22 protein-coding genes are annotated in these 22,764 nt (G+C 69.6%); 11 read left to right on the plus strand and 11 right to left on the minus strand.

Features of this window, described 5'->3' with window-relative positions; all coding sequences use genetic code 11:
* The first annotated feature begins 38 nt into the window (after positions 1 to 38).
* Both gshB and FHR20_RS09765 read left to right on the plus strand, forming a co-directional pair.
* Complete coding sequence (gshB, locus tag FHR20_RS09760) at positions 39 to 995, plus strand: glutathione synthase (RefSeq protein ID WP_167299477.1); 957 nt, start codon at positions 39 to 41, stop codon at positions 993 to 995.
* A gap of 10 nt (positions 996 to 1,005) precedes the next feature.
* Positions 1,006 to 1,590: a DedA family protein gene (locus FHR20_RS09765; RefSeq protein ID WP_167299478.1), complete on the plus strand. Its 585-nt coding sequence runs from the start codon at positions 1,006 to 1,008 to the stop codon at positions 1,588 to 1,590.
* Here FHR20_RS09765 and FHR20_RS09770 read toward each other — a convergent pair.
* From FHR20_RS09770 to FHR20_RS09785, 4 genes are all read right to left on the minus strand, one after another.
* Entirely contained in the window at positions 1,568 to 2,047 is a 480-nt protein-coding gene (locus FHR20_RS09770; RefSeq protein ID WP_167299479.1) for a GAF domain-containing protein, read from the minus strand. The two genes, FHR20_RS09765 and FHR20_RS09770, sit on opposite strands and share 23 nt — an antisense overlap.
* Positions 2,048 to 2,091: 44 nt before the next feature.
* Positions 2,092 to 2,985 carry a tyrosine recombinase XerC gene (locus tag FHR20_RS09775; protein ID WP_167299480.1) on the minus strand — a complete coding sequence of 298 codons (894 nt, stop codon included), beginning with the start codon at positions 2,983 to 2,985 and terminating at the stop codon, positions 2,092 to 2,094.
* A 148-nt stretch (positions 2,986 to 3,133) separates the two neighbouring features.
* Positions 3,134 to 3,787 carry a fructose-6-phosphate aldolase gene (gene fsa / locus FHR20_RS09780; RefSeq protein ID WP_086130650.1) on the minus strand — a complete coding sequence of 218 codons (654 nt, stop codon included), beginning with the start codon at positions 3,785 to 3,787 and terminating at the stop codon, positions 3,134 to 3,136.
* A 25-nt stretch (positions 3,788 to 3,812) separates the two neighbouring features.
* Complete coding sequence (locus FHR20_RS09785) at positions 3,813 to 4,211, minus strand: hypothetical protein (protein ID WP_243857274.1); 399 nt, start codon at positions 4,209 to 4,211, stop codon at positions 3,813 to 3,815.
* Positions 4,212 to 4,295: 84 nt separating this feature from the next.
* Between FHR20_RS09785 and FHR20_RS09790 the strand changes: the two genes are divergently transcribed.
* Positions 4,296 to 4,964 (plus strand): DUF2490 domain-containing protein, encoded by a 669-nt coding sequence (locus FHR20_RS09790; RefSeq protein WP_167299481.1) that lies wholly within the window; start codon positions 4,296 to 4,298, stop codon positions 4,962 to 4,964.
* On the opposite strand, the gene FHR20_RS09795 is transcribed toward FHR20_RS09790, so the two are convergent.
* Complete coding sequence (locus FHR20_RS09795) at positions 4,961 to 5,356, minus strand: ester cyclase (RefSeq protein WP_208413552.1); 396 nt, start codon at positions 5,354 to 5,356, stop codon at positions 4,961 to 4,963. The two genes, FHR20_RS09790 and FHR20_RS09795, sit on opposite strands and share 4 nt — an antisense overlap.
* Before the next feature lie 5 nt (positions 5,357 to 5,361).
* The gene (locus tag FHR20_RS09800) at positions 5,362 to 5,811 is read right to left on the minus strand and encodes a hypothetical protein (protein WP_167299483.1); all 450 of its coding nucleotides are present in this window, start codon (positions 5,809 to 5,811) and stop codon (positions 5,362 to 5,364) included.
* Between the two features lie 74 nt (positions 5,812 to 5,885).
* Here FHR20_RS09800 and FHR20_RS09805 point away from each other — a divergent pair, with 74 nt between their 5' ends.
* The 3 genes from FHR20_RS09805 (at position 5,886) to FHR20_RS09815 (ending at position 11,306) form a co-directional block, all read left to right on the plus strand.
* A complete protein-coding gene (locus FHR20_RS09805; protein WP_167299484.1) occupies positions 5,886 to 8,054 on the plus strand; it encodes a primosomal protein N' in 2,169 nt (722 codons plus the stop codon).
* 91 nt (positions 8,055 to 8,145) lie between these two features.
* Positions 8,146 to 9,681: a hypothetical protein gene (locus FHR20_RS09810; protein WP_167299485.1), complete on the plus strand. Its 1,536-nt coding sequence runs from the start codon at positions 8,146 to 8,148 to the stop codon at positions 9,679 to 9,681.
* Between the two features lie 86 nt (positions 9,682 to 9,767).
* Positions 9,768 to 11,306 carry a S1C family serine protease gene (locus FHR20_RS09815; RefSeq protein ID WP_167299486.1) on the plus strand — a complete coding sequence of 513 codons (1,539 nt, stop codon included), beginning with the start codon at positions 9,768 to 9,770 and terminating at the stop codon, positions 11,304 to 11,306.
* Between the two features lie 366 nt (positions 11,307 to 11,672).
* Here the strand turns inward: FHR20_RS09815 and FHR20_RS09820 are convergent, their stop codons facing one another.
* A complete protein-coding gene (locus FHR20_RS09820) occupies positions 11,673 to 12,140 on the minus strand; it encodes a DUF1203 domain-containing protein (RefSeq protein ID WP_167299487.1) in 468 nt (155 codons plus the stop codon).
* Positions 12,137 to 13,177: a bifunctional DNA-binding transcriptional regulator/O6-methylguanine-DNA methyltransferase Ada gene (ada, locus tag FHR20_RS09825; RefSeq protein ID WP_167299488.1), complete on the minus strand. Its 1,041-nt coding sequence runs from the start codon at positions 13,175 to 13,177 to the stop codon at positions 12,137 to 12,139. The genes FHR20_RS09820 and ada overlap by 4 nt, the downstream gene beginning before the upstream one ends.
* Before the next feature lie 175 nt (positions 13,178 to 13,352).
* Here ada and FHR20_RS09830 point away from each other — a divergent pair, with 175 nt between their 5' ends.
* Both FHR20_RS09830 and FHR20_RS09835 read left to right on the plus strand, forming a co-directional pair.
* Positions 13,353 to 14,603 carry an MFS transporter gene (locus FHR20_RS09830; protein WP_167299489.1) on the plus strand — a complete coding sequence of 417 codons (1,251 nt, stop codon included), beginning with the start codon at positions 13,353 to 13,355 and terminating at the stop codon, positions 14,601 to 14,603.
* Complete coding sequence (locus tag FHR20_RS09835) at positions 14,600 to 16,219, plus strand: glycoside hydrolase family 43 protein (protein ID WP_167299490.1); 1,620 nt, start codon at positions 14,600 to 14,602, stop codon at positions 16,217 to 16,219. The genes FHR20_RS09830 and FHR20_RS09835 overlap by 4 nt, the downstream gene beginning before the upstream one ends.
* Here the strand turns inward: FHR20_RS09835 and FHR20_RS09840 are convergent.
* Positions 16,194 to 16,628 (minus strand): PilZ domain-containing protein, encoded by a 435-nt coding sequence (locus FHR20_RS09840; RefSeq protein ID WP_167299491.1) that lies wholly within the window; start codon positions 16,626 to 16,628, stop codon positions 16,194 to 16,196. The genes FHR20_RS09835 and FHR20_RS09840 overlap by 26 nt on opposite strands.
* Before the next feature lie 211 nt (positions 16,629 to 16,839).
* On the opposite strand from FHR20_RS09840, the gene FHR20_RS09845 reads away from it, so the two are divergent.
* Together FHR20_RS09845 and FHR20_RS09850 are read left to right on the plus strand one after the other, a co-directional pair.
* Positions 16,840 to 18,255 carry a hypothetical protein gene (locus FHR20_RS09845; RefSeq protein ID WP_167299459.1) on the plus strand — a complete coding sequence of 472 codons (1,416 nt, stop codon included), beginning with the start codon at positions 16,840 to 16,842 and terminating at the stop codon, positions 18,253 to 18,255.
* Between the two features lie 256 nt (positions 18,256 to 18,511).
* Positions 18,512 to 20,017, plus strand: a complete 1,506-nt coding sequence (locus tag FHR20_RS09850; RefSeq protein ID WP_167299492.1) for a DEAD/DEAH box helicase — start codon at positions 18,512 to 18,514, stop codon at positions 20,015 to 20,017.
* Here FHR20_RS09850 and FHR20_RS09855 read toward each other — a convergent pair.
* The gene (locus FHR20_RS09855; protein ID WP_167299493.1) at positions 20,014 to 20,958 is read right to left on the minus strand and encodes an alpha/beta hydrolase; all 945 of its coding nucleotides are present in this window, start codon (positions 20,956 to 20,958) and stop codon (positions 20,014 to 20,016) included. The genes FHR20_RS09850 and FHR20_RS09855 overlap by 4 nt on opposite strands.
* 68 nt (positions 20,959 to 21,026) lie before the next feature.
* Positions 21,027 to 21,941, minus strand: coding sequence for a hypothetical protein (locus tag FHR20_RS09860; RefSeq protein ID WP_167299494.1), 915 nt, complete (start codon positions 21,939 to 21,941; stop codon positions 21,027 to 21,029).
* A gap of 266 nt (positions 21,942 to 22,207) precedes the next feature.
* On the opposite strand from FHR20_RS09860, the gene FHR20_RS09865 reads away from it, so the two are divergent.
* Complete coding sequence (locus FHR20_RS09865; RefSeq protein ID WP_167299495.1) at positions 22,208 to 22,762, plus strand: F0F1 ATP synthase subunit delta; 555 nt, start codon at positions 22,208 to 22,210, stop codon at positions 22,760 to 22,762.
* Positions 22,763 to 22,764: the final 2 nt, after the last annotated feature.

Genomic DNA, 22,764 nt, shown 5'->3' on the forward strand with positions numbered 1-22,764 from the left:
TCGAATAAGTCACCTAAGGCGTTCCCGAAGGAGGCCGAATGTCGCTCAATGTCGCCGTGCAGATGGACCCGCTCGACGCGATCAACATCGCGGGGGATTCGACCTTCGCGCTGATGCTCTCCGCCCAGGCGCGCGGCCACCGGCTGTTCCATTACGGCGCCGAGGACCTCAACTATTCCGCCGGCCGCGTCTGGACCCGGGCGCATCCCGTGACCGTGCAGCGCGTGGCGGGCGATCATTTCCGCTTCGAGGCGCCGGTGTCGCTCGACCTGGGCGCCGACGCCGATGTCGTGCTCATGCGCCAGGATCCGCCCTTCGACCTGGGCTATATCACCGCGACGCATCTGCTCGAGCGGATCGCCGACCGGACGCTGGTGGTCAACGATCCCGCCAGCGTGCGCAACGCGCCGGAGAAGGTGTTCGTCCTCGACTATCCGCAGTTCATGCCGCCGACGCTGGTCACCCGCAGCCTGGACGAGGCGCGCGCCTTTCTGGCCGTGCATGGCGAGATCGTCATCAAGCCGCTCCACGGCAATGGCGGCAAGGCGATCTTCAAGGTGGGCCGCGACGGCGCCAACCTCTCTTCGCTGATCGAAGTGTTCAACACCGCCTGGCGCGAGCCGCACATGGTGCAGGCCTTCCTCCCCTCGGTGGCGGCGGGCGACAAGCGCATCGTGCTGGTCGACGGCGAAGTGGCCGGCGCGATCAACCGCATTCCGGGCGAAGGCGAGATCCGCTCGAACCTGGCAGTGGGCGGCAGCGCGGCCAAGACCGAGCTGACGGCGCGCGAACAGGAGATCTGCGCGGTGCTGGGCCCGGAGCTGAAGCAGCGCGGGCTGCTGTTCGTCGGCATCGACGTGATCGGCGGCGAGTGGCTGACCGAGATCAACGTCACTTCCCCAACCGGCATCGTCGCGATCGACCGGTTCAACGGCACCGACACCGCCGCGCTGATCTGGCAGGCGATCGAGCGCCGCGTCGCCGAACGGAACTGATCGAGGCGCTATGTGGGACGCGGCTTCCTGGGGCTATTGGGGCATCTTCTGGCTGATGGTGCTCGAGAACGTCATTCCACCGGTGCCGTCGGAAGCGATCATGAGCGTCGCGGGCATCGCCGTGGCGCGCGGCGAGATGAACCTGGCGCTCGTGCTGCTCGCCGGCACCGCGGGCACGGTGCTGGGCAATCTCTTCTGGTGGGAGATCGGCCGGCGGCTGGGCTACAAGCGCCTGCGGCCGCTGATCGATCGCTGGGGCCGCTGGCTGACGCTCGACTGGCACGAGATCGAGAAGCTCAAGACCTATTTCGACAAATGGGGCGGGCCGACCGTGCTGATCTTCCGCTTCATGCCGGTGGGCCGCACGATCATCTCGATCCCCGCCGGGCTGATGCACATGCCCTTCTGGCGCTTCGTCGGCTACACCGCCGTGGGCAGCGCGATCTGGAACATCATCCTGGTGGGCGTGGGCTATGCGCTCGGCGCCACGATCGAGGATATCGAGCATTGGGTGGGGCCTGCGATCATCGCCATCGTCGCCGGGATCGCACTGCTCTATGTCTGGCGGATCCTCACCTGGAAGCCGCGAGACTGATACGGTCGAGCGCAGCCGCGATCCGCTGGGCATAGGCTTCCATCTGCGGGGCAAGCGCGGCGAGGCCAAGGCGCGACGCCGGATCGACGGCGCACAGCGTACCGAAGAAGCTGCCGTCGCCGCGCAGGATCGGCCAGGAGATATAGCTGCGGAAGCCGTAGAGCGCGGGCGTGTGATGCCGGCGCCATTCGGGATCGGCATCGACATCGTCGATATAGATGCCCTGCCCGCTCGCGCGGATCTCGTCGCAGATCGTGGTCTTGATCGCCAGCTCCTCGCCGGGGTTCAGCCCGAACTCGATCTTGTCGAGCACCTGGCAGGCCACCCAGCGATCGGCGGTGACGCGCGCCACCGCGGCGAAGCCCATGCCGGTGCGCTCGCACAATTCGGCGAGGATAGTCTCGACTTCGGGGATGCGCTGGATGTCCGTGACGTCAGCGAGATAGGGATGGTCCATGCACCCGCCGTAGCGAAGCGGAGCCCCCCTGTAACTGATCGAAATCAGGCGCGGGGATGGGCGCTCCGATAGACGTCGAGCAAGTGCGCGGCATCGACGGCGGTATAGACCTGAGTCGAGCTGAGGCTGGCATGGCCGAGCAGCTCCTGCAGCGCGCGCAGGTCCGCCCCGCGGCCCAGCAGATGCGTGGCGAAGCTGTGGCGCAGCGCATGCGGCGTGGTGCGATCCGACAGGCCGAGCGCGGCCCGGGCGGAGCGGACCGACTTGCGGATCCCCCCCGCCGGCATCGGGCCGCCCTTCGCGCCGCGGAACAGCGGGGCATCGCGCGCGACGCCATAGGGGCAGGCACGGGCATAGGCCTCGATTGCCTCGCGCACCTGGGGGAGCAGCGGAACGATCCGCGTCTTGTCGCGCTTGCCGGTGACGCTCATCGTCTGGCCCAGCGGGAGCACGGCGCCGGTGAGCCCCACGGCCTCGCCGATGCGCAGCCCGGCGCCATAGAGCAGCAGCAGCACCGCCCAGTCGCGCAGCCCGATCCAGGGCTCGCGCGCTTCCTCGGAAACCGTCTCGGCCAGCGCGACCGCCTCGTGCGGGGCGATCGGACGGGGCACGCCCTTCTTGACGCGCGGCCCCCTGAGGCGGGGAAGCGCCGCATCGTCGCCGCCGGCGAACTTCAGGAAGCCGCGCACCGCCGAAAGCTCGCGCGCGGCGGAGGCGTTGGACAGGCCCTCGCCGCGGCGATGGGCGAGATAGGCGCGCAGGTCCGCGGCGCTCGCCCGGCCGAGCGCGTCGCGCGTGACCGGGCCGCCCCAATGTTCCCGGAGAAAGGCGACCAGCCGCTCGGCAGTGGCGCCATAGGCCCGCACCGTGTGCGCCGAGCGCCGCCGGTCACGCGCAAGGTGCTGGGCATAGAGGAGCGGGAGGGCGGGTTCGGTCATGGGGGGATAGTATATTTCCTCCCCGAGCTTGTCTCGGGGCGGGGGGCCGCCGGCCGCAGGTCGGTGGTGGGGGGCCGCGGCCGCCCCTCGACCACTCGCCCTGCCAGCGGTCCCCCTCCCCCGGCAAGCCGGGGGAGGAATTGGGAAATCACCCGATCTTCTGGCCGGTCTTGGCCCAGTCGGCCATGAAGGCGGCGATGCCGTTGTCGGTCAGCGGGTGCTTGACCAGCTGGCGGATCACGCTCGGCGGCGCGGTCATCACGTCGGCGCCGATCTTGGCGGCTTCGAGCACATGGATCGGGTTGCGCACGCTGGCGACCAGGATCTCGGTGTCGAAGGCGTAATTGTCGTAGATCGTGCGGATGTCGGCGATCAGGTCCATGCCCGGATAGCCGATATCGTCGTGCCGGCCGACGAACGGCGAGATGAAGGTCGCGCCGGCCTTGGCCGCGAGCAGCGCCTGGTTGGCCGAGAAGCACAGCGTCACATTGACCATCGTGCCGTCGTCGGTGAGCGCCTTGCACGCCTTCAGGCCGTCGATCGTCAGCGGCACCTTGACCGCGACATTGTCGGCGATCTTCCGGACGATCTCCGCCTCGCGCATCATGCCCTCGAAATCGAGCGCCACGACCTCGGCCGAGACCGGACCCTCGACGATCTCGCAGATCTCGGCGACCACTTCGAGGAAGTCGCGGCCCGCCTTGTGGATCAGCGAGGGGTTGGTGGTGACGCCGTCGAGCAGGCCGGTGGCGGCCAGGTCGCGAATGTCGGCGGTATCGGCGGTGTCGGCGAAGAACTTCATCGGGAATCCCTTATGACATTTGCTGTCAGTCGTGCGTGAGCATCAGCTTTGCACGGTCGCCCTTAAGCCGATTCACCGTGACGCGATAGGTGCCCGGGCGCATCCGGTAATAGAGGATCTTGTGGATCGTCGAGCAGCGCGGCCCCCGGCGCTCCGACGCCATGCGCAGCGCGCGGCGGTCCCCGGCCGCGAAGGCGTCGATCCACCCGGCGCGATCGATCGCGATGCCGACCGTGCCGGCCTTGCGGATGGCGATCCGGGTCTCGATGCCGCCGCCGCGGATCGGCAGCGTCACCGCATGGCCGGTATCGAGCCCGCGCCCCTCGCGCTTCCAGCCGGCGAGCGGACGCGGAAGCCGCGTGTCGAGCGCCGTGCAGCGCCCCTGCGCCGCCATGCCCAGAGCCAGCGCCGTCATGAGAATCATCACTCTTCTCCCCCCTTTGGATGGCAGCGATGTTCCACGAATGTTCCGGAGCCGGCAAGAAGAGCTTGCACCGGAATGAAGACGATGCGTTTAGACGCGATGCGCTCGTGCGTCGCCCTGCCCCTGCTCCTCGCCGCCGCGCCCGCGCTCGCGCAGCGGACCGACGACCAGCTCTGGCTGCAGGCGAGCGGCGTCGTCCGCGTGGGCGAGCATGAGGAAGCGACGGTGGAAAGCATCGCCCGTTTCGGCGACCGCGCCCGCGGCCTGGCGCATACCGAGATCGGCGGGCTGTTCGCCTGGAAGCTGGGCAAGGTCGAGCTCGCCATCGGCTATCGCCACGTCGAGGATTTCGTCGGCGACCGGACGCTGCCGAACGAGGAGCGGCTGCGCCAGCACGTGATCGTGCCGCTGGGCGCCGGCTTCGCCACGCGGATCCGGCTCGAGCAGCGCTTCAACAGCTCGGGCCCCGCGATCGGCCACCGCGTGCGCGGCCAGCTTCGCTTCAACGCGCCGCTGGGCCGGACCGGGCTCGGCCTGTTCGCCACGCACGAGACCTTCCTCAATCTCAACACCACCGGCTGGGGCCAGCGCGGCGGGATCGAGCGGGTGCGGGCCAATGTCGGCCTGGGGGCGCCGGTGGGCCGCCGGCTGCGCGTCGAGATCGGCTATCTCAACCAGTATCGCTTCGGCCGCGCCGGCGCGCGCGACCAGATGGACCATGCGATGACGATCGGGCTGACGCTGCGGCCCTAGTCCTGGCTCACCTGCCGGAGGATCGCGGCGGAATCGCGGGCGCCCCAGCGCTCGGTGATCTTTCCGTCCTCGAGCCGGAACCATTCCATCGCGGCCACCTCATAGGGCCGGCCGGTCGGTGCCATCCCGCCCATGCCGCGAAAGGGGCCGACGAAACGGCCGGTCTCGCGCAGGCGCACCGCCACCGAATCCCCCTCGGCGACCAGGTCGAGGATCTCGAGCCGCATCTCCATCCCTTCGTGCAGTTCGCGCCAGATCCCCATCGCCATGTCGAGTGGTCCGGCGCCCAGCACACCCCAGATCTTCGCCTCGGGCGCGAAGAGCCGGTTCAGCCGGGCGACATCGTGCGCGTTGAACGCATCGACATAGGCGCGGACGGCCGCCTTGTTCACCGCGCTCATTCGCCGGCCACCAGCATCGTCTTCACCTTCGACGCCGACAGCCCCGAGACATAGAGCCGGTAGATGCCGGGCCGGAGCTCGAAGCGGACGATCTTGCGGATCGTCGAGCATTCGGGGCCGTGGCCGTGCCTGACCGAGGCGAGCGCCGCGCCGCCTTCGATCCCGGGAAGCACGTCGATCCAGCCGCCCTGATCGAGCGCGATGCCGTAGACCCCCGCGGTTTCGATCTTGAAGCCGATCGTCGCCGCCTTTCCGGGCTTGCTACCGGCGGGCAGCCCCTTGAGCGCCGCGCCGTCGATCGCGTCGAGTGCCACTGCCTTGCCGGGCACGAATTCGTCGCCGGGCTTCACCCAGCCGAGCAGCGAGACGGGAAGGCTGGCGTCGGTCGCCTTGCACTGGGTGGTCTGTGCGGCCTGGGCGAGCAGCAGGACGGCGGCGAGCAGCATCTTCGGTCTCCTTGAAGCGCCAACCGGATACGGGGATTCCGTTTCCGGTGCAAAAGCCCATATGAGGGCGTCCCATGTCCCGCGCCCGCGTCCTCGTCCTCCATCCCGCGCTCGGCCCGCTCGACTATCGCGTGCCCGCCGGCATGCGGGTCGCGCCGGGGTCGATCGTCGTCGTGCCGATCGGCCCGCGCCAATATGCCGGCGTGGTCTGGGAAGCCGAGCGGCTGCCGACCGAGGAGATCGGCGACAATCGGCTGCGCAACATCATGGCCGTGGCCGACGCGCCGCCGATCCCCGCATCGGTGCGCCGGCTGGTCGAGTGGACGGCGGACTATTATCTGAGTCCGCCCTCGGCGGTGCTGGCGATGGCGCTGCGCACCTCCGCGGCGTTCGAGAGCGCGCCGACGATCACCGAATATCGCGCCACCGGCCAGGCGCCCGGCCGGCTCACCCCGCAGCGCGCCCAGGCGCTGGAGCGGATCGGCGAGCGCCAGGGGCTGGTGCGCGAGCTGGCCCTGGCCGCCGATGTGTCCGACGCGGTGATCCGGGGCCTGGTCAAGACCGGCGCGATCGAGGCGGTGGTGGTCGACACCGACACGCCCTATCCGCTGCCCGACCCCGATTTCGCCCCGCCCCGGCTCAATCCCGAACAGGCCGATGCCGCCGCGACCCTGCGCCGGGCAGTGGCCGCGGGAACGTTCCAGCCCTTCCTGCTCGACGGGGTGACGGGATCGGGCAAGACCGAAGTCTATTTCGAAGCGGTCGCGGCGGCGCTGGCGGCGGGGCGCCAGACGCTGGTGCTGCTGCCCGAGATCGCGCTGACCGAGCCGTTCCTCACGCGTTTCGAGAAGCGCTTCGGCTGCGACCCGGTCGCCTGGCATTCGGGCCTGCGCACTTCGCAGCGCCGCCGCGCCTGGCGCGCGATCGCCGGCGGCGAGGCGATGGTGACGGTGGGCGCCCGCTCGGCGCTGTTCCTCCCCTATCCGAACCTCGGCCTGATCGTGGTCGACGAGGCGCACGAGACCAGCTTCAAGCAGGAGGACGGCGTCCACTATCATGCCCGCGACGTGGCGGTGATGCGCGGTCGGTTCGAGGAATGCCCGGTGATCCTCGCCTCCGCCACGCCGGCGATCGAGACGCGCCACCAGGTCGAGCTGGGCCGCTATGCGGAACTCAAGCTCCCCGGCCGCTACGGCGCGGCGGAAATGCCCGAGATCATTCCGATCGACCTGATCCAGGCTCCGCCCGAGCGCGGCCGCTGGCTGGCGCCGCCGCTGGTCAAGGCGATCGACGAGACGCTGGCCCGGGGCGAGCAGTCGCTGCTGTTCCTCAACCGGCGCGGCTATGCCCCGCTGACGCTGTGCCGGCATTGCGGCCACCGCTTCCAATGCCCGAACTGCACGGCCTGGATGGTCGAGCACCGGCTGCTCCGCCGCCTCTCCTGCCACCATTGCGGCCACACCATTCCGGCGCCGAGCCTGTGCCCCGAGTGCAAGAGCGAGGACACGCTGGTCGCCTGCGGCCCCGGCGTCGAGCGCATCGCCGACGAAGTGGCGGCGCTGTGGCCCGAGGCGCGCACCGCCATCATCACTTCGGACACGCTCTGGTCGCCCGCCAAGGCGGCCGAGTTCGTCGCGCGGATGGAGCATGGCGCGATCGACATCGTGGTGGGCACGCAGCTGGTGACCAAGGGCTATCACTTCCCCAACCTGACCCTGGTCGGCGTGGTCGATGCCGATCTGGGGCTGGACGGCGGCGACCTGCGCGCCAGCGAGCGGACCTTCCAGCAGATCATGCAGGTGGCCGGGCGCGCCGGCCGCGGCGAGAAGCCCGGCACCGTCTATATCCAGACGCATGCGCCCGACGCGCCGGTGATGCGCGCGCTCGTCTCGGGCGATGCCGAGAGCTTCTATGCCGCCGAGGCCGAGGCGCGCCGCGACGCCGACGCGCCGCCCTATGGCCGCTATGCCGCGATCATCGTCTCGAGCGAGGACCGCGCCGCCGCCGAGGAAACCGCGCGGATGATCGGCCGCACCGCGCCCGAGATCGGCGAGGACATGCACGTCTACGGCCCCGCGCCCGCTCCGCTGGCGATGCTGCGCGGCCGCCACCGCTACCGGCTGCTCGTCCATGCGCGGCGCAGCTTCGACGTGCAGCAGGTGCTGCGCGACTGGCTGGGCGGCCTGGCCTGGGGCCCCAGGGTGCGCGTGGCCGTGGACGTCGATCCCTATAGCTTCGTCTGATCCGAAGCGGACCCGATCGCCCCGTCCCGCAACGTCACCGATTGACGCGCCGGCCGCAGTTCATAAACTCGGCCGATCGGGGGGAAGAATCATGCGTCGTCATCTGTTGCTCGCCACTTCGCTGCTACTGCCGTCCTTCGCGCACGCCGCCGACTGGTACGAAGGCAGCTCCAAGCATTTCATCGTCTATTCGGAAGGCTCGCCCGAGCAGGTCACGGCGGCGACCGAGTCGCTCGAGCGCTTCGACCAGGCGCTGCGGACGATCACCGGCACGCCGGACAAACCGCTCAGCCCGAACCTGCGCGTCACCGTGTTCTTGCTCGACGACGTCGCGGCGATCCAGAAGCTCTCGGGCAACCACTCCATCGCCGGCTATTACCAGGCGCGCGCGTCCGGCCCGATGGCGTTCTCGCCGCGCAAGACCAGCGGCACGCTCGATGCGCGCTCGATCCTGCAGCATGAATATGGCCACAGCTTCATGTTCTCCAGCTGGCCGAGCGCGGTGTTCGCCAAATGGTTCGTGGAGGGCTTCGCCGAATTCGTCGGCACCGCCTATTACCGGAACGACGGCACCATGACGTTCGGCGCGCCGCCCGAGACGCGCAAATACGGCATCAACCAGGCCAACCAGATCCCGGCAAGCCAGATGCTGATGCTCAACCCGGGCAAGCTCGACGGCCTGCAGACCCACATCCTCTATGGCCGCGGCTGGCTGCTGACGCATTATGCGCTGCTCGGCGGCCACGGCAAGGAACTGGCCGACTACATCACGCTGAGCAACGAGGGGAAGACCGCCGAGGCGGGCCGGGCCTTCGGGAATCCGAGCGACCTCGACTACAGGCTCAACCGCTACATCTCGGGCAAGACGCTGCCGCTGCTGCGCCTTTCCAAGGAACAGGTCGTCGTCGGCAAGGTCACGCTGCGCAAGCTGGGCGTCGGCGAGGTCGCCACCCTGCCGGCGCGGATGCGCTCGAGCAGCGGGGTGACCACGGAGACCGCGCCCGAAGTCGCCGAGCTCGCGCGCCGGCTGGCCGCCCCCTATCCCACCGACGCCGCGGCGCAGAACGAGCTGGCCGAAGCCGAGTTCGACGCCAAGAACTATGCCGCCGCCGAAGCGGCCGCCGATCGCGCGCTGGCCGCCGATCCCAAGTCGATCCACGCCCTGCTCTACAAGGGCATGGCGCAGATGGAGGCCGCCAAGGCCGCCGGCGACACCAATCCCGAGCGCTGGAAGGCGATCCGCGGCTTTTTCCTCAAGGCGAACAAGCTCGACACCGATTATCCCCAGCCGCTGGTGCTGTTCTACGAGAGCTTCGCCGCGGCCAAGCAGGCGCCGACCCCCAATGCGAAGAACGGATTGCTCGGCGCCTATGTGCTGGCGCCGTTCGATACCGGCCTGCGCGTCACGGCGGGCAAGGTGCTGCTCGAGATGAACGATGCCAAGGCCGCGCGCGTCGCCTTCGAGCCGGTGGCCTATAGCCCGCACGCGCCGGCCGACAATGTCGCGCTGAAGGTCCTCGCCGCGCTCGACGAAAAGGGAACCGAAGGCGCGCTCGCCGTGCTCGCCGAGGCCGACGCCAAGGCGAAGAAGGCTGCCGAGGACGCGGAGAAGAAGAAAAAGGGCTGAGACCCCGCCATCTCCGCGGGCCCCGGCTTGAACCGCCGGGGCTTTTGCCCGAAAGCTGCCGGCCAAACGGAGGTTCGGGTTCGATGATGCGTCGGTTGCTTATCGTGGTGGCGCTGCTCTTCGCATGGGCCGCCCCGGCGCATGCCGACGACATCTCCGCCTCGGCGCGCGGCGTGGTGCGCATCGTCACCATCGCCGTGGTCGATGACGAAGTGGTCGGCTTCGGCCATGGCAGCGGCTTCGCGGTGGCGCCCAACCGCGTGGTCACCAATGCCCATGTCGTCGATCTCGCCTCGCGCTATCCCGACAATGTCGTGATCGGCGTCGTCCCTTCGGAGGGCGACAAATCCTATCAGGGCAAGGTGATCAAGATCGACCAGGCCCGCGACCTGGCGCTGATCGAGTTCACCGGCGTGCGCCTGCCGCCCCTCACCCTGTTCGGCGGCAGGATCTCCGATGGCGATTCGCTCGTCGCGCTCGGCTATCCGGGCAATGTCGACATCGCCACGGCGCGCTCGGCGGCGGATTTCATCAAGCCCCAGTCCCCCGTGCGCTCGCAGGGCGGGTTCGCCGGTCTGCGCCAGCTGAGCGGGGTGAGCGTGCTGCTCCACACCGCCAGCATCGCGCGCGGCAATTCGGGCGGCCCGCTGCTCGATCGCTGCGGCCGCGTGCTGGGCGTCAATTCGGCGATCACGCACAATGACGAAGGCGATTCGACCTTCGCCTTCGCCATTGCCGGCAGCGAGCTGGCCGCCTTTCTGGGCGAGGCGAAGCAGCCCTTCGCCACGGTCGACATCCCCTGCACCTCGGTCGAGGAGCAGATGGCGCAGGAACGCAGCGCCGACGAGAAGGCGCGTCTGGCCGCCGACGAGGCCTCGCGCGCCAATGCCGCCAGGGCCGAGGCCGAGCGCGACGACGCGATAACCCAGGCGCGCAATCGCGCCGAGACCGCGCGCGAGAACTATATGGCCGGGGCCGCGGTGCTGCTCGTGCTCGGCGCGCTGGCGGTGGGCGGCGCCGGGCTGCTGCTCTCGCGCGAGCGCAAGCGCGAGGCGATCTGGGTCGCCGCAGGCGGCGGCGTGCTGATGCTGGGCGCGGCCGCCCTGTTCCTCAGCCGCCCAGGCTTCGACGAAGCCACGGTGGTGCCGGTGCCCAAGGCCGTGGCGGCGGGCACCACGAGCACGGCGGCGCAGGGCAAGCTGGTCTGCACGCTCGTCCCCGAGCGCAGCCGGGTGATCGTCTCCCCGACCGACAAGGTCGACCTCGACATCGGTGAGGACGGCTGCATCAACGGCCGCACCCAATATGCCGAGTCGGGAACGCACTGGCAGCGCATCCTGGTGCCGGACCAGGAAGCCAATGTCTCGGTGCTCGATTTCGACCCGGCGACGGCTACCTACACCAATACGCGCTATCTGCTCTCCTCCGAGCAGATGAAGCAGGCGCGCGCGCTGCGGAAGGGCGTGCCGCTCAAGGAATGCTCGTCCGACCAGGCCAAGCGCGCCGAGCTGGCAACCCAGCAGCAATCGATCCGCACCGCGCTGCCGCCGGTGTACAACGAGAAGCTGGTGTACAGATGCTCGGCGTCGGACGGGACGGCGGCGACGACGCCGGCGACCAAATAGGCCCGTTCGCGCCAGGCCGCGCTTCCCAAGTCGATGGCGCGCCGGATCCTATTTTTGGAGCGGCCGGGCCAGGGCCCGACCGCGCGAGCCAAGCAGGCCGATTCCTGCATTGCAAGCCCGGCTTCCTTCATCGTCTCCGCCCAACGCGGGAGGACGGGCTTCGCTGAACGAGGTCTCACCCCGGGACGGATCGACATTCGGGCGCGCAATGAGAGCCGGACAGCCCTTCTTGTTCCCCGGCGAAGGCCGGGGCCCAGTTGCGACATCGTTCGAGGGGTTCGCGTATCTCGATAGCATCCCGATACTGGGCCCGGCCTTCGCCGGGGAGCCGCCTGGGACCGCCAGTCCCGTAAATGTCGATCGGCCCTAGCCCCGATCCACGCGCGCCGCGAAGCAGCCGGGCTTGGCATTGTGGACATGGAGATACGCCACCGCCGGATCCGCGAAGAAGCGCGCGATCAGCGGCTCGAGGTCGCGGCCCTCCACCACATCGGCGTCGGTCATCATGCCGGCATCGTCAAAGGCGCGGACCGAGAGCAGGCGGATCGCCAATTGCTCCGGCACGGCATTCTCGAAGCGCGCCGGCACCTCGGCGCCCTCGCGCACGAAGATGGCGTGCGCGCTGCGATAGGGCGAGGCGACGGGCAGATGCGCATGGTTGAGCAGCAGCACCGTCTCGCCCGGCTCGGCATCGGCGAGCGTCACCCGGCACGGCGCACCGGGCTTCTTCGCCACGGTCATGCGGACGGCATGCCGCGCCGCCAGCGCCGCATCCGGCGCGCCATAGAGATGGCGGAACGGCGCGGGGTCGATTCCCTGGATCACATAGTTCACTGGCCGGCGCCCTCGCGCTTCAGCAGCGCCTTCTTGCGGTCCACGCCATAGGCATAGCCGCCCATGCTGCCGTCCGAGCGCAGCGCGCGGTGGCAGGGGATGATCACCGGTACGTGATTGGTGCCGCAGGCCGTGCCCGCGGCACGCACCGCGCCGGGGCTGCCGGCGGCGGCGGCGAGCTGGGCATAGCTGCGCGTCTCGCCCGGCGGGATCGCGCGCAATGCCTGCCACACCGCTTCCTGAAAGGCGGTGCCCCGCACGTCGAGCGGCAGATCGGTGTCGCGCCCCGGGCTTTCCACTTCGGCGACCACGCGCGCGGCGAGTGCCGCCAGCGCCGCGCCGCCCTGGACGATCTCCGCCGCCGGGAAGCGCCGGGTCAGGTCGAAGGCATCCTCCTCGAAGGCGACGCGGCACAGGCCCTTGTCGGTCGCTGCGATCAGCAGCGGGCCCAGGCTGGTCTCGGCGACGGTCCAGCGGATCGTCACCCCCGCGCCGCCGCGCTTCCACACGCTGGGGCTCATGCCGAGCCGAGCATTGGCGGTCTCGTAGAAGCGGCTCGGCGCGGAGTAGCCCGCCTCGTAGATCGCGCCGGTCACGCTCTCTTCGCCCGACAGCGCCTCGGCGGCGCGCTTCGCCTTGAGCCCGCGGGCATAGGCAGCGGGCGTCACGCCGGTGGCGCGCTTGAACAGCCGGTGGAAATGGTGCGGCGCATAGCCGACCGCGGCGGCGATCCCGTCGAGCGAGACATTCTCCTCCGCCGCCTCGATCAGCGCCACTGCCTTCGCCACTGCGATCCGGTCGCGGCCGACTTCGTCGGGCTTGCAGCGCAGGCAGGCGCGATAGCCGGCGGCGCGGGCGGCATCGGCATCGTCGAAGAACTCGACATGCTCGCGCTTCGGCCGGCGTGCCGGGCAAGTCGGCTTGCAATAGATGCGCGTGGTGGTCACCGCGACGATCAACCGCCCGTCAAAGGCGCGATCGCGCGCTTCGAAGGCGGCCCAGGCCGCGTCTTCGGAGAGGGAGAGTGCGTAGGTCATGGAAGCGATATAGGCCCGGGGCGGACGGGCCACATCCCGGCAATTGCGATCAAACCAGACGCCCCAGCCCTCCGGCCGTGACGATTACTCAGACAAAATCTCTTGCCCTCCCCCGCCAAACCCGCCACCGTTAGCGCTAACGGGCGCGTGTTCCGACGTCCGCACGGGAGAGGCCATGTCCTTCTGGCGACGCACGCGCGCCCTGCGCTGGTGGATCATCGGCATCGTGATGCTGGGCACGATCGTGAACTATCTCACGCGCTCCACCCTCGCGGTCGCCGCGCCCGTGTTCATGCCCGACCTCGGCATCGACGAGCATCAATATTCGTGGATCACCGCCGCCTTCCAGGCCGGCGTGATGCTGCAGCCGGTGGTGGGCTATATCCTCGATACGATCGGCCTGCGCACAGGCCTTGCCGTCTTCGCCAGCTGCTGGGGCGTGCTGACCATGGCGCATGGCCTCGCCTTCAACTGGCAGATGCTGTTCGGCCTGCGCGGCGCGCTGGGCTTTGCCGAGGGCACCTCGCACACCGGCGGGCTGAAGGTCGTCTCCGAATGGTTTCCGGCGCGCGAGCGCGGCCTGGCGGGCGGCATCTACAATCTCGGCGCCTCGGCCGGATCGGCGCTGGCGGCGCCGCTCGTCGCCTGGTCGATCTGGATGTGGAACTGGCGGGCGGCCTTCGTGATCGCCGGTGCGCTCGCCCTGTTCTGGGTGCTGCTCTGGCTGCGCTTCTATCGCCCGCCCGCCGAGCATCCCGAGATCGGCGAGGAGGAGCGCGCCCATATCCTGGCCGGGCAGGAGCAGCACATCCAGGCGGCGGGGGCGCGGCCCTCGATCCTGTCGATCCTGCGCCAGCGCAATTTCTGGGGCATCGCCATCCCGCGCTTCCTGGCCGATCCGACCTGGGGCACGCTCACCTTCTGGCTGCCGCTCTATCTGGTGAAGGTCCGCCATTTCGACCTGGCCGAGATCGCCGTCTCCGCCTTCCTGCCCTTCGTCGCCGCCGATCTGGGCTGCCTGTTCGGGCCGGCGGTGGTGCTGTGGCTCCAGCGCCGCGGCATCGACCTGATCGATGCGCGCCGCTGGACCTTCACTCTGGGCGCAGTGCTGATGACGGGCATGTTGTTCGTCGGCACGGTGGAGAGCGCCTGGGCGGCGGTCGCGCTGCTTTCGCTCGGCGGCTTCGCGCATCAGACGCTCTCGGTCACCGTGATCACCATGGCGAGCGACCTGTTCCGCCGCGACGAGCTGGGCACCGTCGCCGGCCTGGGCGGCACCTGCGCCAATGCCTCGATCCTGATCTTCTCGCTGCTGATGGGCAGCCTGGTCGCCTCGATCGGCTATACCCCCTTCTTCATCGCGCTCGGACTGCTCGATCTCGTCGCGGCGGCCGTGCTCTGGACCCTGGTGCGCAAGCCCGCATGACCCGCAATCCCATCCTGCCCGGTTTCAATCCCGACCCGTCGATCGTCCGGGTGGGCGACGACTATTACATCGCCACATCCACCTTCGAGTGGTTTCCCGGCGTGCAGATCCACCACAGCCGCGACCTGGCGAACTGGGAGCTGGTCGCCCGGCCGCTCGTCCGCGCCCGCCAGCTCGACATGCGCGGCGATCCGGACGGATGCGGCGTGTGGGCGCCGTGCCTTTCGCATGACGGCGCGCGCTTCCACCTGATCTACACCGATGTGAAGCGCTATGGCCGCACCACGGTGGGCGGCGCTTCGGGCGCCAGCCTGCGCGACTTCCACAATTATCTCGTCACCTGCGAGACGATCGCGGGGGAATGGTCCGATCCGATCCACCTGAACAGCAGCGGCTTCGATCCCTCGCTCTTCCATGACGAGGATGGGCGGAAATGGCTGCTCAACATGCTCTGGGACCATCGGCCGGGCCGCAACCGCTTCGCCGGGATCGTGCTGCAGGAATATTCGCCGGCGGAGCGGCGCCTGATCGGCGAGCGACTCAATATCTTCCCCGGTACCGCGCTGGGACTCACCGAGGCACCGCATCTCTACAGGCGCGACGGCTGGTATCATCTCCTCACCGCCGAGGGCGGCACCGGCTGGAACCATGCGGTGACCATGGCGCGCTCGCGCAGCCTGACCGGCCCCTATGAGCTCCACCCCGACATCCACATCCTCTCCAGCCGCACCCGGCCCGACGCGCCGCTCCAGCGCGCCGGCCATGCCGATCTGGTCGAGACGCCGGCGGGCGAACCCTGGCTGGTCTATCTCTGCGGCCGGCCGCTCCCCAATCGCGGGCGGTGCGTGCTGGGCCGCGAGACGGCGATCCAGCCGATGCGCTGGGGCGAGGACGGCTGGCTCTACACCCTCGGCGAACCCGGCCTGCCGATGCGGGACGTGCCCGGCCCCGAAGGCCGCAGGCCCGCCGATACCCGCGCCGATTTCGACGATCCGGCCCTGCCGATCGACTTCCAATGGCTGCGCACGCCCGAGCCGGAGGCGATCCTCAGCCTGGGCGCCCGCCCCGGCCATCTGCGGCTATATGGCCGGGAATCGATCGGCAGCCTGTTCACCCAGGCCCTGGTCGCGCGGCGGCAACAGGCCTTCTGCTATTCGGCTTCGTGCCTGCTGGAGTTCGCGCCGCGCCATTTCCAGCAGGCGGCCGGGCTGGTCGCCTATTACAATGCGTCCAAGTTCCACTATCTCCACGTCTCGCACGACGAGGAGGTCGGCCGTCATCTCCGAGTGATGTCGGCGCTGCCCGATTCGCCCCAGGCCGATGCGTTCACCGCGCCGGTCGCCATCCCCGAAGGCCCGGTCGAGCTGCGGGCCGAAGTCGATTACGAGCGGTTGCGCTTCGCCTGGCGCGTGCCGAGCGGCGACTGGCAATGGCTGGCCGAACAGTTCGACGCCTCGATCCTGTCCGACGAAGCGAGTGCGCCCGGCCTGCCCAACTTCACCGGCGCCTTCGTGGGGATGGCCTGCCAGGACCTGTCCGGCGCGGGCCTCCCCGCCGATTTCGACTGGTTCGCCTATCGCGAGCGGGACTTCAGTCCTCGCGGGTCGGCCGCCTGATCAGCCGGCGCAGCGGCGGGATCGTCGGCTTCGCATGCGCCTTGCCCGTGCCGAACCGCGCGGCGAGCGCGGCCGAGAGATCGGCGAGCACATGCTCCTGGCCGCGAAAGGCGTGCGCGATCTCTTCCTCGGTCAACGCCTTCATGAAGGCGCAGCCATAAGTGTTGCCCGAGCGGCGCACCACCTTGGCGGCGCGCGATCCGGCACCCGAAAGGCCGAGCGAGACGAGCGTGCCTTCCGGCAGATCGAGCTCCGAAGTGAAGCGGAAGCCCGTGCGCGAGAAATCCTCGACCTGCACGTCGATCGGCCCGCCATCCGGCGTGCGCAATGTCGAGGGCGAATCCGTGTCGAACCGGATCGCACCGCGGCGGTCGATGTCTCCGAGGATCTCAAGCTTGGCGACGAGCAATTTGGGGCTCCATGGTTGGCGCCTCGAGCCTAGCGGGCGATGCGTTAACGAGTGCTTTGCGGAAGCGTTCACCGGCGTTAATTTCACCTGCGCAACGGCAAGGCCCGCGCCCCGCCATTTCGTCGCATGAAACTCCGTCCCGGTCGCAGTCCCGATTGGCGCCGCCGCCGCGCTCCGTCCTCCCTGCGCACGCACCGGACGAGGATGGAACATGTCACGACGCACATCGCTGCTCCTGCCCCTGCTGCTCGCCGCCTGCAGCGGCGGCGGGGGTGGAGGCACGCCGCCCGGGCCCGCCCCCACGCCGACGCCCAGCCCGAGCCCGTCGCCCAGCCCGTCCCCTACCGGCGATCCGCTCGACCAGGCGATCAACGACGCGGCGGCCGCCATCCTCGCCGACACTTGCCGGCCCGCCGGCCCCGATTGCGCCTGGACCGATCGCGCCTACAGCCCCGTCGAATTCGAGATGGCGCCGGGCAATGGCGAAGCGGTGCTGATCATCGACAATCTGCCGCGCCTGCCTGTCCGTGCGATCCGCTTTCGCAAGCACATCAAGGGCTATTTCCGCCTGGGCGAGGGCGGCGCCGCGAATGCCGCCACGACCGGCTGGCGCATCCCGACGGCGCTGTGGAGCGCGCTCGACCGCTTCTCGGGCCCCACCCATGTGCCGAGCCAGCGGCTCGCGCCAATCGGCGACGCGGCGAAACAGGCCTATCCCGACATCGCCTTCGACAATGTCGGGCATGGCAGCACCGTCTTCTCGCTGCTCGCCGACAACGTCCCGGCACAGCCGTTGGTGCTGCTCGATTCGATCGACCTCGAGGACATCGCGCCTACGCGCTACTGCGATGCGTCCGGCACGGCTGCAGTGCAGGCCGAGCTGGTGCAGGCGGCGCAGCGCGCGGCGGACGCGATCGTCGCGCTGATGCGTGCGAACAATGTCCGGTTCGTCAACTACAGCGCCGGCCACACCTTCCAGACGGTCCGCGACAGCTGGCAGGCGGCGTGCGCGAAGCCGCTTCCCGCCGAGGGCGTCCTGCGCGACAAGCTCGCCGCCTATGCGCCGATCTATGCCGCGCTGTTCGGCACGCCGGGCGTGCTGACGGTGCAGGCCGGCTCGGAGAATGACGGGCTCCACGACGCGCCCTACGACCAGCGCATTGCCGCCCATTACAATCGGGTCCGCGTGGGCTATTTCACCGCCCTGACCTCCGGGCTCGACGATGCCGGCCGCGGCGACATCGCCGCGCTGCAGGGCTGGCCGGCCAGGGCGGAAGCCGACATCTTCGTCAACACCGGCGTCCTGCCCGCGCGGCCATGGCCGTTCAACCGGACGCCGCTGCTCCAGTCGGACGACTTCTCCGCGGCGCTCATGCCCGTCACCGCGGCCCACACCTCCTGGGTCACGCCGCTCGCGCTGGCGCGGATGGTCCATCTGCGCTTCTCCCGCTTCCCGGACCGGCCGTTCGACGACGCGCTGATCGCCGCGATATTCGATGCCGCCACGCCGGCGCTCTGCCCGGGCCAGTGGGACAATCGCTGCGCCTTCCAGGACCCGATGCTCCACGGCCAGACCGAAGCGGTGCGGCTCGGCCATCGACCGCGCGAATATACGGGGATGCCATAGGGGCGTGCAGCCGCGCAGGCGTCGCGGCCCGGGGCCCTGGCGGCCGGCTTCCTTGACTAAAATCGTTTTCATCGCCATATGGCCGCCATCCGAGGCGTCATGCAGCGTGATCGGGCATGCGGGTTTACCCCAAGGGCCCAGGCTCCGCCTCGATTGTTTTCCACGGCTTCCCTAGTCACGCGGGTCGTCATTTTTGACCCCGCCTTCGCACCTGGGCTCCGTCCGGCGTGCGCCGGCCGTATGCACAGGATTTATAATGCAGTTCAATCAACTCGGTCTCTCGGAGACCGTTCTCGCCGCGCTTGCCGCCAAGGGCTATAGCGAGGCGACGCCGATCCAGGCCAAGGCGATCCCGTCGCTCCTCGAAGGACGCGACCTGCTCGGCATCGCCCAGACCGGCACCGGAAAGACCGCCGCCTTCATGCTCCCCTCGATCGACCGGCTGGTCGCATCGGGCAAGCGCGCCCAGCCGCGCGGCTGCCGCATGCTGGTGCTCGCCCCGACGCGCGAACTGGCCAGCCAGATCGCCGACCAGGCGCGCCACTATGCCAAGGGCACCCGCCTCACCGTCGCCACCATCTTCGGCGGCACGTCGATCCACAAGAACAAGACCGATCTCGCCAAGGGCGTCGACATCCTCGTCGCCACGCCGGGCCGCCTCGTCGACCTGATGGACCAGTGCTACGCGATCCTGATGGGCCTCGAGATCTTCGTGCTCGACGAGGCCGACCAGATGATGGACCTGGGCTTCATCCACGCCCTCAAGCGCATCGTCCGCGAGCTGCCGGCCAAGCGCCAGTCGCTGTTCTTCTCGGCGACCATGCCCAAGACGATCCGCGAGCTCGCCGGCCAGTTCATCAAGGAGCCGGTGGAAGTGAAGGTCACCCCCGAGGCGACCACTGCCGAGCGCGTCGAGCAGCGCGTCACTTTCGTCCAGCAAGCCGAGAAGCAGGCGCTGCTGACGATGATGCTCAAGGAGATCGAGATCGATCGCGCGCTGGTGTTCACCCGCACCAAGCACGGCGCCGACCGCGTCGTCCGCCTGCTCGCGGGCAACGGCGTCGCCGCCAACGCGATCCACGGCAACAAGAGCCAGCCGCAGCGCGAGCGCGCGCTCGGCGAGTTCCGCGCGGGCAAGGTGAAGATCCTCGTCGCGACCGACATCGCGGCGCGCGGCATCGACGTGTCGGGCGTCAGCCATGTCTTCAACTTCGAGCTGCCGAACGTGGCGGACCAATATGTCCACCGCATCGGCCGCACCGCGCGCGCGGGCAATGACGGCGTGGCGATCAGCTTCTGCGCCGATGACGAGCGGCCGTATCTGCGCGACATCGAGCGGCTGATCCGCCAGAAGCTCGCCGTCGTGCCGCTGCCCGAGGGCTTCGTTGCCGCTGCCGAGAGGATCAAGACCAGCCGCGTCAACGTACCGCAGAGCCGCGACCAGCAGAACGGCGCCCGTGGCCGCGAAATGCAGCGCGACGGCCGCCGCCCGGGCCAGCCGCAGCGCGGCCGCCCCGGCCAGCGCGACGATCGTCCGCGGAGCGATCAGCCGCGTCGCCATGACGAGCGCGGTCCGCGTCCCGAGGCGGCCGGCGCGGCCGCCGGCGAGCCGCGGCCGCGCCGCTTCGACGCCCCCCAGGGCGAGCAGCCCCGCAACTATGCCCGCCCGAAGCGCAAGTGGCAGCCGCGGCCGACCCAGGGCGGCGGCCAGCGCCAGGGCGGACAGGGCGGTGGCCGTCAGGGCGGCAATCGCGGGCGCTAACGCCCAAGGAGATAATCGCCGACGGCGTCGAAGAGCGCCCGTCGGCGATTCTCCAGGTGCATCCGGTGCGCGCCGCCGGCAAGCGTGACGCGGCGCGCACCGCCTGGCACGCCGTTCAGCCGGCCCGCCAGCCACGCCATGTCCGCGTCGCCCGCCAGCGGGTCCCAGGCACCGCGCACGATCATGGTCGGCGCGCGCACCACGCCGGGATCATAGGGAAAGCGCCCCGACCAGGCATCGGCGAAATCGGCATCCGGCCCGCTCGGCACCACGACGCCCGCCGGATCCCGCTCCGCGCTGCCCGGATCGCTGGCGAGATAGGCACCCGCCCAGGCGTCGAAACGCTCGGGCGCGATCGGCGAACCCCGGCCTTCGGGCAGGCCGGACTGGAAGCTGCGCCACTGGTCCTCGCGCGTGACGAGATTCGCGCCCTTGGCCGGCATGGCGCCGCCACCGGCCTCCCTCTGCGCGAGCGGGCCGAAGAGCACCAGCCGCTCGACCATTTCCGGCCACGCCCCGGCAAAGATGCCGGCGGGGATCGTCCCCCAGCTATGCGCGATCACCAGGAGCTTCGCACCGCCGCGCCGCGCCCGGATATGCGCCGCGACACGCGCGATCTGCTCCGCGGCGGCGCCCGCCCGGCCATAGGGCATATTCCCCTGCATCGCCGCCGGCCGCTCCGACCCGCCATAGCCGGCGAAGTCGAACGCCCAGACGTCGAAGCCTCGCGCCCGCAGGTCGTCCATCCACGACCACCCGTCGATCCGCCATCCAACCGACAGCGCCGATGGAAAAGTGGCGCCGTGCACATAGAGCACCGGAGCCCCCGGTCCGGCCATGCGCCGCATGCGCAACGCCGGCATGGCCGCATCGCCGGCCAGGCGAATCCCCTCCCCGGCAGGCGCGGTTCCGTGGGGCGTGGCGAGAATCGGTTCGAGCATCGGTTCCTCCAATCGGCCCGCCGGATGCGGCCGATCGGAGAAGCGACGCTTCGGCCCCTACCGAAGCTTCACCGCCACCGCGCGCGAATCGCCGCATCCTCCCGGCCGGCGATCAGCCGGATCGCGCGGTCGGCGCCCTCCCTGCCCTCGGACGCCCCGGCACGCGCAGCCGCGTGGTACAGCTCCAGCGCCTTCTCATACTGGCCCGCCTGCTCGGCGCAGAGGCCCAGGTCGAAGCTGATCGAGGGATGGTCCGGCACTTCCGCCGCGAGAGCCGCCCAGCCGGCGCAGGCGCCGCGCACGTCGCGCTTGGTCAGCTTCACCAGTTCCTTGAAGCGCTTCGCCTGGTCCCTGGCCATCCCCTTGTCGCTCTCGCGTACGCGGATGGTATAGGTCGAGACGGTCGGCGCGATGTCGCCGCGCACCGAATGGCCGAGATTGCGGATCGCATCGGCGATCACTTCCTCCACCGGCGCCGGGCGCCCCTCGTTCCCTTCGCACCAGCTGCTCTCCTGCGTGAAGGGCTTGGTCGTCGAATAGACGATCCGCCCGTCGCGATTGCGCACCAGGCGCAGATCGGCCTTCACGCTGACGATCCGGCGGCGGCAGCGCAGCTCGACTTCCTCCTCCCGGATGCACTTCTTCTGATTGGCGCTGTCCTTCTCGACGCAGCGCTTCTCGCGCCGCCGGAACGGCGATTCGTCGACGCCCGTCGTCACGCCGCCGGTGAGCGAGCCCTCGGCATTGTTCCGCCCGGCGCGGCCGCCCATCAGGCTGAAATGCGTGCCCGACAGCCCCTGCTCGATTGCCCGCGCCAGCGCTTCGCCGTCCTGCCCCTCGATCCGGTCGATCGAGATCGAGCGCAACAGGCTGGCCTCGCGGTTCGGCGCGGCCAGCTCGCCGCGGATCTCCAGCACTTCGGCATGGGCGATGCCGGCGATCAGGCCCGCGACTGCGATGCCGCCAAGAATCCGCTTGTTCACTTCACCCTTCCCCCAAAAGGTCGTCGCGGGCGCCGTTTACCACACGAAACGATTCGGTACATGCCCGGGGCGCCCCTTGTTTCGAGAGCCGTTCGTGGTGTGCGAATCGGACTCGGGTTGCATCCCCGTGACACCGATGCTAACCGCGCCGCGACCCATAGGGGGCCGTATGGGGCAGCCGTCAGAGTAATACTTTGATGGAGCCGGAAATCGGCCCCCAATTCATATGGGGCTGAAACCCGAACCTCCGAGAGGAACCCGATCGCGTGGAGAATTCCGCCGGTATCCAGGCAAGCCTAAGCGGACGCTACGCTACCGCCCTGTTCGAGCTCGCGCGTGATTCGAAGGCGCTGGGCCAGGTCGAGGCCAGCCTCGGCACCGTGGCCAGGGCGCTTGCCGAATCGAGCGACTTCAAGGCGCTGACCGCCAGCCCGCTGGTTTCGCGTGCCGACGCCGCCAAGGCCGTCGCCGCCGTCGCCGCGAGCCTGAAGCTCGATGCCACCACCACCAGCTTCCTGGGCGTGCTGGCGCAGAACCGCCGGCTGAACCAGCTGCCCGCGGTGATCCGCGCCTTCCGCCAGCTGGCCGCCGCCCATCGCGGCGAGACCACGGCCGAAGTCACCTCCGCCCACCCGCTTTCCGCCGATCAGGTCGACGCGCTCAAGCAGCAGCTGCGCGCGCGCATCGGCCGGGAAGTGGCCGTCGACCTCTCGGTCGACCCCTCGCTCCTTGGCGGGCTGGTCGTGAAGATCGGCAGCCAGATGATCGACAGCTCGATCAAGACCCGACTCAATTCCCTCGCGCACGCGATGAAAGGCTGAAG

The organism is Sphingomonas leidyi, from assembly GCF_011761945.1.
In the GTDB taxonomy this organism is placed as follows: Bacteria; Pseudomonadota; Alphaproteobacteria; order Sphingomonadales; family Sphingomonadaceae; genus Sphingomonas; species Sphingomonas leidyi.